4 protein-coding genes are annotated in these 16,512 nt (G+C 75.1%); all 4 read left to right on the top strand.

Annotated elements, in window-relative coordinates:
* The first annotated feature begins 454 nt into the window (after positions 1 to 454).
* The 4 genes from E4U91_RS04110 (at position 455) to E4U91_RS04125 (ending at position 16,492) form a co-directional block, all read left to right on the top strand.
* Positions 455 to 721 carry an acyl carrier protein gene (locus tag E4U91_RS04110; protein ID WP_067227881.1) on the top strand — a complete coding sequence of 89 codons (267 nt, stop codon included), beginning with the start codon at positions 455 to 457 and terminating at the stop codon, positions 719 to 721.
* Positions 705 to 1,562 (top strand): alpha/beta fold hydrolase, encoded by an 858-nt coding sequence (locus E4U91_RS04115; RefSeq protein WP_137305270.1) that lies wholly within the window; start codon positions 705 to 707, stop codon positions 1,560 to 1,562. Before E4U91_RS04110 ends, E4U91_RS04115 begins: the two co-directional genes overlap by 17 nt.
* A gap of 379 nt (positions 1,563 to 1,941) precedes the next feature.
* Entirely contained in the window at positions 1,942 to 8,961 is a 7,020-nt protein-coding gene (locus tag E4U91_RS04120; protein ID WP_137305271.1) for a type I polyketide synthase, read from the top strand.
* A gap of 145 nt (positions 8,962 to 9,106) precedes the next feature.
* Positions 9,107 to 16,492 (top strand): beta-ketoacyl synthase N-terminal-like domain-containing protein, encoded by a 7,386-nt coding sequence (locus tag E4U91_RS04125; protein WP_137305272.1) that lies wholly within the window; start codon positions 9,107 to 9,109, stop codon positions 16,490 to 16,492.
* Positions 16,493 to 16,512: the final 20 nt, after the last annotated feature.

A 16,512-nucleotide genomic window follows, 5' to 3' on the forward strand; every position in this document is an offset into this window, starting at 1 on the left:
GCGGGGCCGCATGCGCCCGACGGCCGTAACACGGAATTCTTTCCACTCTTCGGAAGGGCGGTTGTTCGGGATTCGGCCCGATGGCAAGACTGTGGCCTGCGTGCTTCGGGCGACCACTCCGACGGCACAGCAGACGTGTGGGCCCACAAGTCCGGACCAATCCATCGATCGACGAGGATCGACCGTACAGCGTATGACCTACTGACGAGTTGTTATTTCCGTCGGGGTGCCGCGATTCCCGGAAAACGGAGCATCGCCGCGTTCCCCGCCCCTTTTCCCGCCCCGGAACTCACGGATTCCGGTTCCGCGCGCCGGTCCGGCCGAAAGCCCTCGGCCGGGCTTCCCCCGGCGTGCCGTGACCCCCGCCGCAGGCCCTCGCCGCGCGGTGTGCGGGCACCACCATTCGCACGGTTCGGGGCCGGCTCCGCCGCGCCCCCGGGAAGGACGACGCATCATGGCCGCAGTGACCCCCGACGAGGCCGAGACCTGGCTGATCGAGAAGATCGCCCACCGGCTCGGCGTGGACCCCTCCGAGGTCTCCCGCGAGGTGTACTTCGACGAGCTGGACCTGGACTCCACCGAGGCGCTCATCCTGGCGGGCGAGTTGGAGAACTGGCTGGGCTTCGAGCTGAGCACCACCACGCTCTGGTACCACCCGACCGTCAAGGACCTGGCCGCGTACCTGGCCGAGGAGAGCACGCAGCGTGCGGCCGCCGCGTGAGCTGCGTCCCCCGGTGGTCCGGCGGTTCCGGGACGCCGCACCCGACGGGCGCACGGTCTTCTTCGTCCACCCCGGGGCCCTGGCCCCCACGGTGTACCGGGCACTGGCCGGGGCGCTCCCGGAGGGCGACGGGCTGACCGTGCTCGACCTGGGCGCGGTCCCGGAGTACGCCGAGGCGGCACTGACCGGGGGCCGGGCGGCGACGACCGTGGCGGGGCTGGCCGAGCGGCTGCTCGCGGCCGTGGAACCGCCACCGGGCCCGTACACCCTCGCGGGCTGGTCGTTCGGCGGTGTGCTGGCCGTGGCGATGGCCGACGCGCTGCCGGCCGAGCGGCGTCCGGCGCGGCTCGTGCTGCTCGACAGCATCGCGCCCACCGAGGAGTACAAGCAGCCCGACGACGCGCTGGAACCGGGGCTGCTGCTCGACTGGTTCAGCATGTACCTGGGTGCCAAGCGCGGCCGCCCGGTCCGGCTCGCCCCCGGCGCGCTGGACGGCCGGTCGGTCGACGACGGGCTCCCGGTCGTCCTGGACGCCGCGGTCGCCTCCGGCGCGCTGCTGCCCGACACCCCGCTGCCGGGGCTGCGCAAGCTCTACGACACCTACGTCGACGGGCTGTTGCGCAACAACCGGCTCACCGCGCCCCACCGGGCCGCCCCCGCTCCCCTGCCCGTGGTGCTGGTCAAGGCCGAGCGCAGTCTGGTCCCGGGCGACGACACGCTCGGCTGGCTGCCGCTCGCGCCGCACGGCCTGACCGTGCACCTGTGCCCGGGCGACCACTACACGATGCTCGACCACCCTGACGCGGTGGACACGATCGCCCGGCTGCTGCGGGGCGCGTAGCCGTCCGCGGGGTCGCGCGCCGACCGCCCTGTGGGGCGGGGCGGGGGCGGGGGTCATCCGCCGGTCGGAGGGCCCCGGGCCCGGTGGGCCTCGCCGGGCAGGGCCCGTGGCTCTCCGACCGTCACGCCGGTTCCGCCCGCACGGCGGTCCCCGGCCGCCACGCCGAACCCGCCGGCACCCGCAGGGCCGGTCCCCCGTGGGACCGCGTCCGCGCAGATCGTCGTCCGTCATGGGCGGCGCCCGACACCGGTACCGGTGCCGTACAGGCACGGTCAGCCGGGTGGGGCGCCGGCCCGTTCACCCTTGCGCGTCACCCGCAGGGCCCCGAACCGACCAGGGACCGTCACCGGTCCCGCCGTCCGACCAAGAGAGCCTCGCCGTGAACGCTTCGCACGCATCCGACCTCGACCGCCGGCTGGCCCGCGACCCGATCGCGATCGTCGGCCTGTCCGCCCTGTACCCCAAGTCGCGCGACCTGCGCGAGTTCTGGGCGAACGTGGTCTCCGCCGCCGACTGCATCGAGGACGTCCCCGCGACCCACTGGGACGTGTCGGAGCACTACGACTCCGACCCCTCCGCGCCCGACAAGACGTACTCCAAGCGCGGCGGTTTCATCCCCACCGTCCCGTTCAACCCGCTGGAGTTCGGGCTGCCGCCCAACACCCTCGAGGTCACCGACGTCCTGCAGCTGCTCAGCCTGGTCGTCGCCCGTGACCTGCTCAAGGACGCGGGCGCCGACCAGGACTGGTACGACGCCTCGCGCACCGGCGTCGTCCTGGGCGTGACCGGCGCCAACCAGCTCACCCAGCCGCTGTCGGCCCGGCTGCAGACCCCGGTCCTCAAGGAGGTCGTGCGCTCCTGCGGCCTCACCGAACGGGACGCCGAGGAGATCGCGGAGAAGTTCAAGCTGGCCTTCGCCCCCTGGGAGGAGAACTCCTTCCCCGGCATGCTGGGCAACGTCGTGGCCGGCCGCATCGCCAACCGACTCGACCTCGGCGGCACGAACATGACGATCGACGCGGCCTGCGCCAGCTCCCTGGGCGCGGTCAAGGCCGCGGTGAGCGACCTGCTGGAGCGCCGCGCGGACACGATGCTGGTGGGCGGCTGCGACGCCGAGAACACCATCTTCATGTACCTGTGCTTCAGCAAGACGCCCGCGTTCTCCAAGTCCGGGCTGATCCGCCCGTTCGACGCGGACGCCGACGGCACGCTCATCGGCGAGGGCATCGGCATGCTGGCGCTGCGCCGCCTGTCCGACGCCGAGCGGGACGGCAACCGGATCTACGCCGTCCTGCGCGGCATCGGCTCCTCCAGCGACGGCCGGTTCAAGTCGATCTACGCGCCGCGCAAGGAAGGGCAGATGACGGCTTTGCGCCGGGCCTACGAGGACGCCGACGTCTCCCCCGACTCCATCGAGCTGTTCGAGGCGCACGGCACGGGCACCGCGGTCGGTGAGGCGACCGAGCTGTCGGCGCTGTCGGCGGTGGTGTCCGAGAGCGGCGAGGAGAAGCAGTACGCGGCGGTCGGCAGCGTCAAGTCGCAGATCGGGCACACCAAGGCGGCCGCCGGTGCGGCCGGCATGATCAAGCTGGCGCTGGCCCTGCACCACAAGCTGCTCCCGCCGACCATCAACGTCGAGCGGCCCAACCCGGCGATCGACTGGGAGAACAGCCCCTTCTACGTCAGCTCCCGCACCCGCCCCTGGATCCGCGACCCGCGCCGGCCGCGACGCCGGGCGGCGGTGTCGTCGTTCGGCTTCGGCGGCACCAACTTCCACGTCGTCCTGGAGGAGCACGGCGACGGCGACGACCTGCGGGTGATGTTCCCGGTGAGCCGGGTGCACCTGTGGCACGAACCCGACGTGGACGCGCTGGCACGGGCCGTCGAGGAGGGCGCCGCACCGCGCACCACGCCCGCCCCTGCGGGACACCCGCGGCTCGCGCTCGTCGCCCGGTCCGAGGCCGAGCTCGCCGAGCTGCGCGCCCTGGCCGTGGCCCAGTTGCGCGCCCGGCCGACGGCGGACGCCTGGTCGCACCCCAAGGGCATCCACTTCCGCGCCGCCGCCGCGCCCACCGGCAAGGTCGCCGCGCTGTTCGCCGGCCAGGGCAGCCAGTACGTCGAGCCGGGCCGTACCGCCGTGCTCGCGCTGCCCCCGCTGCGCGCCGCCTTCGACGCCGCCAACGCCGCCTTCGGGGAGGACGGACTCCCGCTGTCCCGGGTGGCGTTCCCGCCGCCCGCGTTCGACGAGGCGACGCGCACCGCCCAGGAGGGCGCGCTGCGCCGCACCGAGTACGCGCAGCCCGCGATCGGCGCGCTGGCCGCCGGCCACTACCGCTACCTGACCGAACTCGGCTTCGACGCCGACGGGTTCCTCGGGCACAGCTTCGGCGAGCTGGCCGCGCTGTGGGCGGCCGGCGCCCTCGACGACGCCACCTACTTCGCGCTGGCCCGGGCCCGGGGCGCGGCGATGGCCCCGCCCGCGCAGAGCGGCTTCGACCCGGGCGCCATGGCCGCGGTCACCGCCTCCCCCGAGCGGGTCGAGGAACTGCTCGCGGGCTTCGCCGAGTTGGTGGTCTGCAACCGCAACGCCCCGGACCAGATCGTGGTCGGCGGCGCCACCGACGCCGTCGAGCGCTTCGTCGCCGCCGCCGGTGAGGCGGGCGTGCGCGCGCTGCGGCTGCCGGTCTCGGCGGCCTTCCACACGCCGTTCGTGGGGCACGCGGTCGAGGCGTTCGGACGCGCCGTCGCGGACGCCGAGATCCGCGAGCCGCGCCGTCCGGTCTACGCCAACTCGCCCGGGGCGTCGTACGGTTCGGACGTCGAGGCCAACCGTCGCACCCTGGTGGGGCAGTTGGTCGAGCCGGTGGAGTTCGCCGAGCGGGTCGAGGAGATGTACGCGGCGGGCTTCCGCACGTTCGTCGAGTTCGGCCCGAAGAACGTGCTGACCAAGCTGGTCGACCGCATCCTCGGCGAGCGCGAGCACTTCGCGGTCCGGCTGGACCCGGGCAGCGAGGGCGACGCCGACCTGACGCTGAAGCGCGCGGTGGCCGAACTGGCGGTCCTGGGGCTGCCCTTGGCGACCACCGACCGCTATGTCGCCGAGCCGCCGGCCGAGGAGCCCGTCAAGGGCATGACCGTGCCGCTCAACGGCATCAACCACGTGCCGGAGGCCCGCCGGGCCGCCTATCGGGACGCGCTGGAGAACGGCTACCGGATCGAGCGGCCCGCCCACCTGCCTGCGGCTGCCGGTTCCCCCGCGCCCGTCGGCGCCTCCGGCCCGGGGACCCCCGCCCTGCCCGGCTCCGGTACCCCCGCGACCGTCCCGCCCGCCCCCGTCGCCGAGCGGCCCGCGCCCTCCGTCGAGGTCGCCGTGCCCGCCCCGGCGCCGGCCGGGACCACCGCCCAGCCCCTGGTGACGGCCGTCGTCACCCAGCGACCGGAGCGCGCGCCGGCCCCGGCCCCCGCGGCGCACGCCGCCTCCGCCGACGTACTGGAGAGCGAACTCGTGGAAGACGAACAGCCCACCCCCGCGCCCGATCGGCTCTCCTCGCTGATCGCCGACCACCTGGCGCTCCACGACGACTACCTGCACGGCCAACTGGCCAGCGCCCAGCGCATGATGGGCCTGCTGGAGCGCGCCGACGAGCAGGACCGCGTCGACGCGGTGCTCCCCGGTGTGGCCTCGGTCAAGGAGCACGGGCTGGCCATCGGCCGCACGCACCTGCGGGCCAACGAGATCCTGCGGGAGATGGCCGCGCTGGAGATCGGCGCGCTGACGGAGGCCGCGCCCGTGGCCCCGGCCGTCCAGGAGGCCCCCGCGGCACCGGCCGCGCTGCCGGCCCCGGGCACTCCGGTCACCCCGGCCGTTCCCGCCGCTCCGCCGGCGCCGGTGGAGCAGGCGGCCCCGATCGCGCCGGTGGCCCCCGCCACCGCGGCTCCGGCCCCCTCGGCCCGTCCCGAGGCCGTGACCCCGCAGTCCCCCTCGGCGCCGGTCTCCCCGGCCGCCCCCCAGGGCCCGTCCGACGGCGCGCGCCCCGACAACGGCACGTCGGTGACGGGCGCCTCGGCCGACGAGGTCGCCGCCGCCCTGCTCGACGTCGTGTCGCAGAAGACCGGCTACCCGGCGGAAATGCTCGACCTCGGCATGGACGTGGAGGCGGACTTGGGCATCGACTCCATCAAGCGCGTCGAGATCATGGGCGTGCTGCAGGAACAGTTCCCCAGCCCCACCCCCGTCGGTCCCGAACAACTCGGTGAACTGCGCACGCTCGGTGAGATCGTGGACTTCGTGCTGAGCCTCGGCGGCTCGACCGCGCGGGCTCCGCACGCCGCCGCGGCCCCGGTCACCGTCGGCGCGACCGCCACCGCGACGGCCGCCCCCGCGCGGGCCGGCTTCAGCACCGCCGACGTCACCTCCGCGCTGCTCGGCATCGTGGCGCAGAAGACCGGCTACCCGGCCGACATGCTGGACCTCGGCATGGACGTCGAGGCCGACCTCGGCATCGACTCCATCAAGCGCGTCGAGATCATGGGCGTCCTCCAGGAACAGTTCCCCAGCCCCACCCCCGTCGGCCCCGAACAACTCGCCGAACTCCGCACCCTGAACGAGATCGTGGGCTTCGTGCTGGAGCTCGGGGGCAGTGGCCCGGCGGACGCGGCGCACGAGCCCGCGGCCACCCCCGCGCCGGCCACCTCCACCGCCTCCCCCGCCGACGTCACCGCCGCCCTGCTCGACATCGTCGCCCAGAAGACCGGCTACCCCGCCGACATGCTCGACCTCGCCATGGACGTCGAAGCCGACCTCGGCATCGACTCCATCAAGCGCGTCGAAATCATGGGCGTCCTCCAGGAACAGTTCCCCAGCCCCACCCCCGTCGGCCCCGAACAACTCGCCGAACTCCGCACCCTCGCCGACATAGCCGACTTCGTCACCGGCCTCACCACCACCCCGACCAACGCCCCGAACACCCCCGCCGAGCCCTCCACCGCCGCCCCCGCCCCCGCCCCGTCCCCCATCGGCCGCGGTCACGCCGGTCTGGTCGACCTGCCCCTCCCCGACCGTCTCGTGGACGCCTACCCGCAGGGCGCGACCGCGCTCGTCGTGGACGACGGCAGCGAGGTCGCCGGGGCCACGGCGGCCCGGCTCGCCGCGGCCGGCTGGCAGGTGCGGGCGTTGCGGCTGCCGGGTGTCCCGCAGCGCGTCGAGGGCGCCACGGACCTGCCGCTCGCCGGCTGGGGCGCCACCGAACTGTCCTCGCGCCTGGAGGAGCTGGGCGACGAGAAGGTTCACCTCGCGGTGGTGTTCGCCGCCGCGGACGGGCTGCCGTGGGCCGAGGGGACCCGCCGGCTCGCGCACACGCTGCTGGTCGCCAAGCACCTGGTCGCGCCGCTGACGTCCGCCGCGCGGGCCGGTCACCGGGCCGCCTTCGTCACGGTCACCCGGCTCGACGGCTCGTTCGGCCTGACCGGGGTCGAGGAGGACGCGGTGCCCGCCGGTGGCGTCGGCGGTCTGGTCAAGACCCTCGCCGTGGAGGCACCGGAGCTGTTCTGCCGCGCGGTCGACCTGGCCCCCGGGCTCGGTGCCGCCGAGGCGGCGGAGCTGGTCCTTCAGGAGGCGCAGGACGCGGCCCCGGCCCCGGTGCAGGTGGGCCGGGACGGCCGCCGCCGGGTCGCCCTCACCCCCGGCGCCGAGGCGCCCGCCGCGACCGGCGCCGCCCTCAGCGCGGACGACCTGCTCGTGGTGACCGGCGGCGGGCGCGGCATCACCGCCCGCTGCGCCGCCGCCCTCGCCCGGGCCCACCGCCCCGGCCTGCTGCTCCTCGGCCGGACCGCGCTGGGCGAGGAGCCCGCGTGGGCGCACGGCCTGACGGACGTGGCCGCGCTGAAGGCCGCCGCCGTGGCGCACCTGAAGGCCTCGGGCGAGAAGCCGACCCCGAAGCGCGTCGAGCAGCTCTACGGCGCGGTCGTCGGCGAGCGCGAGGTGCGCCGGACGCTGGCCGAGATCCGCGCGGCCGGCAGCGAGGTCGCGTACCTGGCCGTGGACATCACGGACGCCGCCGCGACGGCCGCCGCGCTCGCCCCGTACCGGGAGCGGATCACCGGTCTGGTGCACGGCGCCGGGGTCCTCGCCGACCAGCTGATCGCCGCGAAGAAGGCGGCCGAGATCGACCGGGTCTTCTCCGTGAAGCTCGGCGGCCTGCGCTCGGTGGTTGCCGCGCTGGAGGCCGGACGGCTGCGCCACGTGGTGCTGTTCTCCTCGGTCGCCGGGTTCTTCGGCAACCGGGGCCAGTCCGACTACGCCATGGCCAACGAGGTGCTCAACGCCTGGGCCACGTCCTTCAAGGGCCGGCACCCCGGGGCGCACGTCTCCTCGCTCAACTGGGGCGCCTGGGACTCCGGCATGGTGTCGCCGCAGATCAAGGCGGTGTTCGAGGAGCGGGGCATCGCGCTGATCCCCGAGGACACCGGAACCCGGCTGTTCGCCGAGCAGTTCGCCCCGGAGCGGTCCGGTGACGTGGTGACGGTCCTCGGTCCGACGACGCCCCTGTCGGTGCGCGAGGACACCGCCCCCGCGGCCGCGGCCGTGCTGGAGCGGGACCTGCACGCCCTGGCGGCCGAGCCGCTGGTCGCCGACCACGTCATCGGTGACGCCCCGGTGCTGCCCGCCGCGGCGGCCCTGGGCTGGGCCGCCGGTGCCGTCGAACGGCTGACGGGCCGGACGGTCGCGCGGGTGCGGGACTTCACCGTGCACAAGGGCGTCGTGTTCGACGGCGGTCTGGAGGGCGCCCGGTTCCGGCTGGCGGTCGACCCGACGCCGGACGGTGCCGAGGCCGACGTGCGGATCGTGTCCGAGGGCGCCGACGGCACCGTACGGCCGCACTACGCGGCGCGGGTGCAGTGGGGTGCCGCGGCCGAGGGGACCGTACAGGTCTCCGGGCTGCCGGCGCTCGGCGGTGGCCGTGACGCGCGGGGGCTGTACGAGGACGGCACGCTGTTCCACGGTCCGTCGCTGCGCGGGCTGCGCCGGGTGCTGGAGTCGGCCGAGTCGCGCCTGGTCGTGGAGTGCGCGCTGACCGAACACCGGCCACAGGGCGGGGCGTTGGCCTCCGAGCGGTACGCGCCCGGCACCGCCGACCTGCTGCTGCAGGCCGCGCTGGTGTGGATGCGCCAGCACCGGGACACGGCGAGCCTGCCGATGGGCGTGGCGGACGTCGAGCTGTTCGAGGCGCTGCCGGACGGCGAGCCGTTCCTGGTGGTGGCGGAGCCGGTGTCGGTGAACGGCACGGGCGCCACGCTCACCGTGACGGCCTGCGCGGCCGACGGGCGGGTGCTGGCCCGGTTCTCCGGCGTGTCCCTGGTGTCCACCCCGCAGCTGGCCGCGAAGTTCGCGGGCCGCTGAGCCGACTCGCGAGTGAGCCGGACGGGACGCCCCGGTGCCGGGGGCGCGGGTGCACGGGTCCGACGGGCCCGGCACCGGCGGCCCCCGGCACCGGCCGGGGCGCCCCGCGGGCGAACGAGCACAAGAAGCGAGGAGACAGCTGCCAATGAGCAAGTTCGCGATCGTCGGGATCTCCTGCCTGTTTCCCGGGGCGGACACTCCCGACGCGTTCTGGAGCAACCTGCGCGACGGCGTCGACAGCCGCCGGGAGGGCGGCCCGGACGTCTTCGGTCCGGCGCCCGACCCGCGCGACGCGGACCCCGCGCACGCCATCACCTGCCTGCGGGGCGGTTTCGTCACCGGATTCGACTTCGACCCCACCGGGTTCCTGCTGGACGCCGGTGACCTCGCCGGCCTGGACCGGGTCTTCCACTGGTCGTTGCACGTGGCCCGCGAGGCGCTGCGCGACAGCGGCCACGCCGGCCGCCCGGGCCTCACCGCCCGCACCGGCCTGGTGATCGGCGACTACTCCTTCCCGACGCCCGCCTCCGCGCGGATCAGCCTGCCGCTGGTCCACGAGGCGGTCCTGGACGGCGTACGGCGCGCCGGGCACCCGGCGCCCGCGCCGGCACCGCTGCTCGACCCGTCGGCGGTGCACCCCGCCGACGCCCGGGTCAGCGGCGCACCGGCCCGCATCACGGCCGCCGCGCTGGGCCTGGGCGGCCCCCGCTACGCGCTGGACGCCGCCTGCTCCTCCGCGCTGTACGCCCTGAAGCTGGCCTGCGACCACCTGGCGGCCGGGCAGGCCGACCTGATGCTGGCGGGCGGGGTGTGCGCGCCCGACCCGACACTGATCCACCTGTCGTTCTCCGACCTGCACGCCTACCCGGACAACGACGTCAGCCAGCCCTTCGACGCCCGCTCGACCGGCATCCTCACCGGACAGGGCGCCGGCATGGTCGCGGTGCGGCGGCTGGCGGACGCGCTCGCGGACGGGGACCGGATCTACGCGGTCGTCGACGGTATCGGACTGTCCAACGACGGCGCCGGCCGCCACCTGCTGGTGCCTAACCCGTCGGGCCAGCTCGGCTCGTACGAACTGGCCTACGCGCGGGCCGGGTTCGGGCCGGACGAGGTCGACTACCTGGAGTGCCACGCCACCGGTACGCCGATCGGCGACGGCACGGAGGCCGAGTCGGTCGCGTCCTGGTTCGGGCCGCGCGGCGGGGTGCCGCCGCTGGGCTCGGTGAAGGGCAACCTCGGGCACCTGCTGACCGTGGCGGGCCTGAGCAGCCTGCTGAAGGTGATCCTGTCGATGGCGCACGGGCAGGTGCCCCCGACGATCGGCGTCGAGGAGCCGCTCGCGGCGGACCTGCCGCTGGTGCGGGCCGCGCGTCCCTGGCCCGACGAGCGGCCGGGTCCGCGGCGCGCCGCGGTGTCCGCCTTCGGCTTCGGCGGCACCAACGCGCACGTGGTGCTCTCCCAGCAGCCCTCCCCGCAGCCCTCCTCGCCGGGCGGGGCGCCCGGGGAGGAGCCCGTCGAGCCGCCCGCGCTGGACGTGGTCGGCATGGGCGCCCACTTCGGCACCCTCGACTCGGCCGCGGCCTTCGAACGCGCCCTGTACGACGGCTCGGACGCGTTCCGGCCGCTGCCCGAGCACCGCTGGCGGGGCCTGGAGGACACGGCCGGCGGCACCCTTCAGCGGGCCGGCCTGGACCGCGACCGGCTGCCCGAGGGCGCGTTCGTGGACCGGGTGGACGTGGACCCGGCGGACCACCGCATCCCGCCCGCCGACCTGCGCAACTACAACCTCCAGCACGCCCTGATGTCCAAGGTCGCCGACGAGGCGCTGCGCGACGCGGGCTACGACCGGCGCGTGCCGGCCGGGCAGAAGGCGCCCGCGCCGCGGCGGGTCGCGGTCGTGGTGGCGATGGAGATCGAGCCGAGCGCCCACCTGCACCTGGCCCGGCACGGCCTGGGCGACTTCCTGCGCCGCGCCTACGCCGAGGCCGGTCTCGAACTGACCGACGAGCAGCGGGCCGCGCTGGCCGCCGCCACGCGCGACGCGGTGCACGAGCCGATCGTCGCCAACGAGGTGCTCAGCTACATCGGCAACATCATGGCGAGCCGCATCTCCTCGCTGTGGAACCTGACCGGGCCGTCGTTCACGGTCTCCTCCGACGGCGCGGGCACCGCCGAGGCGCTCGAGATCGCCCGGCTGCTGCTGCTGGACGAGACGGTGGAGGCGGTGCTGGTCGGCGCCGTCGACCTGGCGGGCTCCCCCGAACACCTGCTGCTGCGCGGCGCCGCCCCGGTCGCCGGTGCGGGCCTCAGCTTCGGCGAGGGGCAGCGGGGCCGCCGGATCGGCGAGGGCGCGGGCGCGGTCGTCGTCACCCGCGCGGGTGAGGTGCGGCGCCGGGTGTACGCGCGGATCGACTCCGTCGCCGTACGGCACTGCGCCCCCGTCGACGGCGTGCTGCCGGAGGCGGACGCGGCGACGCTCGCGGAGGCGGCCGGGCAGGCCCTGGCCGAGGCCGGGATCGGGCCGGCGCACGTCGGTTACCTGGAGGCCCACGCGGGCGGTACGCAGGCGCAGGACGCGGCCGAGCTGGCCGGTCTGGCCCGCGTGTACCCGGCCGGGTCCGGGGCGGTCGCACTGGGCAGCGCCAAGGCGCAGGTGGGCGACGCCCAGGCCGCGTCGGCGATGGCCGGGCTGCTGCGGGCGGTGCTGTGCCTGCACCACGGCTACCTGCCGGGCGTACCCGGCTGGCGGCGGCCGGACCCGGAGCTGGCCGGCCACTTCGCGGCCTCCGCCTTCCACGTGCCGGACGCCTCGCGGCCCTGGCTGCGCGGCGGCAACGACGAACGGCGGTACGCCGCGGTCAGCGTGATCGGCTCCGACGGCGCCCACGGTCACGTGGTGCTGTCCGCCGAGCGCACCCGCGGGGACCTCGTGCCGTCCGACTGGCGGCGGGCCGGCGCCCCGGTGCTGCTGGCGCTCGGCGCGGCAGACGTGGACGGGCTGCTCGCCGAGGTCGCCGGGCACCAGGAGCTGCTGGAGCGCGGCGCCGATCCCTACCGACTGGCCCGCGCCGCGGCCGAGCGGCTGCCGGGCAGCGCGCTGCGGGTGGTGCTCGTCGGCCGGGACGCTCAACAACTGGCTGAGCAGCTGGAGCTGGCGACCCGTCACCTGGCGGACGCGTACGCCCGGGGCGAGGAGTGGACCACACCGGCGGGCAGTTGCTTCGCCCCGCGGCCGATCGGGCCGCAGGGCAAGGTGGCGCTCGTCTACCCGGGTGCCTTCAACTCCTACCCGGGGCTGGGGCAGGACCTCTTCCGGGCGTTCCCCTCGCTGCTCACCCGGTTCGAGGCGGAGGCCACCGACCCCGACCGGATGTTCCGTGCCGCGCAGCTCTACCCCCGCTCCCAGGAGGCCCTGGACCGGCGGGCGTTGATGGCGCTGGAGGGCGAACTGGGCGAGGACGTCCCGTTCATGCTCGCCACCGGCACCACGTTCGCCGTCCTCTACACGGACCTGGTCCGCGAGCTGCTGGGCGTGCCGGCGCACGGCGCGTTCGGCTACAGCCTCGGCGAGTCGAGCATGCTGTTCGCGACCGGCGGCTGGCTGCGCTCGGCGCGCCGCGACGACCGGATCAGCGCGACCCCGCTGTTCCGCGACCGGCTGACCGGCCCGCGCCGCACGGTGCGCGAGCTGTGGGGCCTGCCGGAGGACACCCCGGACGCGGCGGTGTGGGGCAGCTTCGTGCTGCTGGAGTCCGCGGACCGGATCACCGAGGCGCTCGCCCGCTACGACCGGGTGTTCCTCACCCACGTCAACACGCCCACCGAGGCGGTCGTCGCCGGTGACCCGGTCCAGTGCCGGGCGCTGATCGAGGAGCTGGGCTGCCCGTCGGCCCGCTCACCCGTCGGGTCGGTCATGCACTGCCCGGTGGTGGACGGGGAGCTGGCGGGCCTCGCCGAGCTCAACGACCACCCCACGGGCTCGCCGGGCGGCCTGGAGCTGCTCAGCGCCTACGACTACGACACCGTGGACACCCTGGACCGCGCCGAGGTGGCCCGCCGCATCGCGCACACCCTGCGCGGCACGATCGACTTCCCGCGCCTGGTGCGCACCGCTCACGACCGGGGCTTCCGCTACTTCGTCGAGGTGGGCCCCGGCGCGACCTGCACCCGCTGGGTGCGCGACACCCTCGGGGACGCCGAGCACGTCGCCGTCCCCGTGGACCGGCGCGGGGTGCCGGCCGCCCGGTCCGTGGCCCAGCTCGCGGCCCGGCTCACGGCGCACGGACTGCCGGTCGACCTGGCCGGGCTGCTCGGCCCGGACCCGGTGGCCCCGAAGGCCCGGCCGGCCCTGCTGCGGGTGCCGGTGGGCGGGGGCGCGCCGATCCCGGCCGGGGTCGCCGCGCGGGCCGCCGCCGCACCGGCCGCGGTGTCCGCCGCACCGGCCGCCCGTACGGCACCCGCGCCCGCGAGCGCCGCAGTCGACGTCAAGGACGCACGGCCCGCCCCCGTCGCGGCCGTTCCGCTGGAGGTAACCGACCCGATGCCCGCCGATCCGACCCTCGACGACGCCGAGGTCATCACCTTCGACGGTGAGCCGATCGCGTTCCTGCCCTGGACACCGGAACCGCAGGAGCCCCGTGGCCCGCGCGGCCCGCGGGAGCCGGGAGCGGCCGCCGTGCCCGCCGGACCGTCGTCCGCCGTGACCCCTGTGTCCCCCGCTTCCCCGTCATCCTCCGGGTTCGCCGTGTCCGGCACCCGCCCCCGTCCCGCGGCCGCCGCCGGGGCCGCACCGCCGCGCCCCGCCCGCTCCGGCGGCACCGCCGCCGCGGACCTGGTGCAGGAGCTGCGCCGGCAGATGGTCGCCACCCACTCCGTGGTGATGGAGACCCAGCGCGTCCTCCAGGAGCACACCCTGGCCCGCGCGGAGGCGCTGCTCGACCCGCGCGCGACGGCGCCCGCGCCCACCGTGGCCCCGGCCCCGCGCCCCCTCCCCGCCGGGCCCCGGCCGCTCCCGCCCGTCGCGCCGCAGCCCGCACTGCCCGCCGCCGCTCCCCCGGACGCGACGGCGGCCCCGGCGGCACCGCCCGTGCCCCCCGCCCCCGACGCACCCACGGGCCCGGCGCCCACCGGCCCCGCCCGCACCCCGGGTGTCATCTGGGACGAGCAGCAGCTGCTCGCCTTCGCCACCGGCCGCATCGCCGACGTCTTCGGGCCCGGGTTCGCGCCGGTCGACGGCTACGCCAAGCGGGTCCGGCTGCCCGCGCCGCCGTACCACTTCGTCACCCGGGTCACCGCCCTGGAGGCCGAGACCGGGGTGTACGAACCGTCGTTCATCCGCACCGAGTACGACGTCCCCGAGGACGCCTGGTACGCGGTCGACGGCGGGGTGCCGCCGGCGGTCGCCATCGAGGCCGGGCAGTGCGACCTGCTGCTCATCAGCTACCTGGGCATCGACTTCCGCAACCGGGGCGAGCGGGTCTACCGGCTGCTCGACAGCAAGCTGGTCTTCCACGGCGACCTGCCGCGCACCGGCCAGACCCTGCGCTACGACATCTCCATCAACCGGTTCGTCCGCCAGGGCGACACCACCCTCTTCTTCTTCAGCTACCTCTGCTACGCCGACGGCGAGCTGATCCTCGAACTCAAGGACGCCTGCGCCGGCTTCTTCTCCGAGGCCGAACTCGCCACCCCGCTCGGGGTGGTCGTCACCGAGAAGGAGCGGCAGCAGCGGGCGGCGCTGACGAAGACCTGGTTCAAGCCGCTGGCGCACACCGACAGGAACCACTTGACGGCGGCCGACCTGGAAGTGCTGGCCGACGGGCGCCCGGGGGACGTCTTCGGGCCGCACCACGCGCAGGACCCCGGCCTGAACCCGGCGCTGCGGCTGCCGGACGCGCGACTGCGGATGGTCGACGAGATCCTGATCGACCGCACCGGCGGCCCGCGCGGCCTCGGCGCGATCACCGCGTACAAGCGGCTGGAGCCGGACGCCTGGTACTTCGAGTGCCACTTCCCGGACGACCCGGTGCTGGCCGGTTCGATGGTCGCCGAAGGCGCGGTGCAGACCCTCCAGGCGTACCTGCTGCACCAGGGCATGCACCTGGTGCTGCCCGACGCCCGCTTCCAGACGATCGTCGGGCTGGAGACGGAGGTGCAGGTGCGCGGCCAGATCACGCCGGCGCACTCCGAGATCCGTTACGAGATCGAGGTCATGGAGCTGACGCTGCTGCCGCGTCCCTCCGTGATCGCCGACATCCTGGTGTACCTCGGCGACAAGCCGGTGATCCGGATGCGCAACTTCGGCATCCAGATCCGGGAGAAGGAGGGCACCCCGTACCGGCCGCCGCTCGGCGGTGTCCCGGAGTTCCTGGGGCGGCGCAACCGCTCCGGCGAGCCCGCGATGATCAACGAGCTGCACCTCGCGCACGCTGCCAAGGGCGACCTGGGCACCGCGATGGGCCCGGAGTTCGACGTGTACCGCGACAGCCGCGCGCCCTACATCCCCAACGGGGACTTCCAGTTCGTCGACCGCATCATGCGCCTGGACGGCACGCGCGGCGACCTGAGGCCCGGCGCCGAGATGGTCACCGAGTACGACTCGCCGGCCGACGCCTGGTACTACGCCGAGAACTCCCACCCGCACATGCCGAACTGCGTGTACATGGAGACCTCGCTCCAGGCGGCGATCCTGCTCGGCTACTACCTGGGCGCCACCCTCAAGCAGCCGGAGACCGAGTACTCCATCCGCAACCTCGACGGCCGGGCCACCCTGGTCAAGGACATCGACCTGCGCGGCAGGACGGTCCGCCACCACTCCACGCTGCTGATGACCAGCGCCGTGACGGGGGCCGTCCTGCAGAAGTTCCGCTACGAACTGTCCGCCGACGGCGAGGTGTTCTACACCGGCGAGTCCCTCTTCGGCTACTTCAGCGAGGCGGCCCTCGCCCACCAGGTCGGCCTGGACAACGGCACGTACGTGGCGCCCTGGATCGAGCAGGCGGCGCCCACCGGCGTCCGCCGGATCGAACTGCCCGCCGACGCGCCGCAGTTCAGCGGCGAGCTGCGGCTGCCCGGCGGTCACTTCCACCTCGTCGACCACGTCGACCTGGTCGAGGACGGCGGCCGGCACGGCAAGGGCTACCTGCACGGGCTGCGCAGCATCCGCCCCGACGAGTGGTACTTCGACTGCCACTTCCACCGCGACCCGGTGATGCCCGGCTCGCTCGGCGTGGAGGCGATCCTCCAGGCGCTGCGCCTGTACGTGCTGGAGAAGGGCCTGGCCGAGGGCATCGAGCGGCCGCGGTTCGCGCTCGCCACGAACGTGCCGATGAGCTGGAAGTACCGCGGCCAGATCCTGCGCCACGACGGCGAACTCCGCTTCGACGTGCACGTCAAGGAGGTCCGCCGGGACGGCGACCGGCTGGTCGTGATCGCCGACGCCGACCTGTGGAAGCCGGGCCTGCGCATCTACGAGCTGACCGACGTGGCCATCGAGGTCCGTCCCGACGACACCCGCGACCAGGCCTGACCGGGCCCGAGGAGACGACC

The organism is Streptomyces lasalocidi (genome assembly GCF_005280215.1).
Taxonomy (GTDB): domain Bacteria; phylum Actinomycetota; class Actinomycetes; order Streptomycetales; family Streptomycetaceae; genus Streptomyces; species Streptomyces longwoodensis.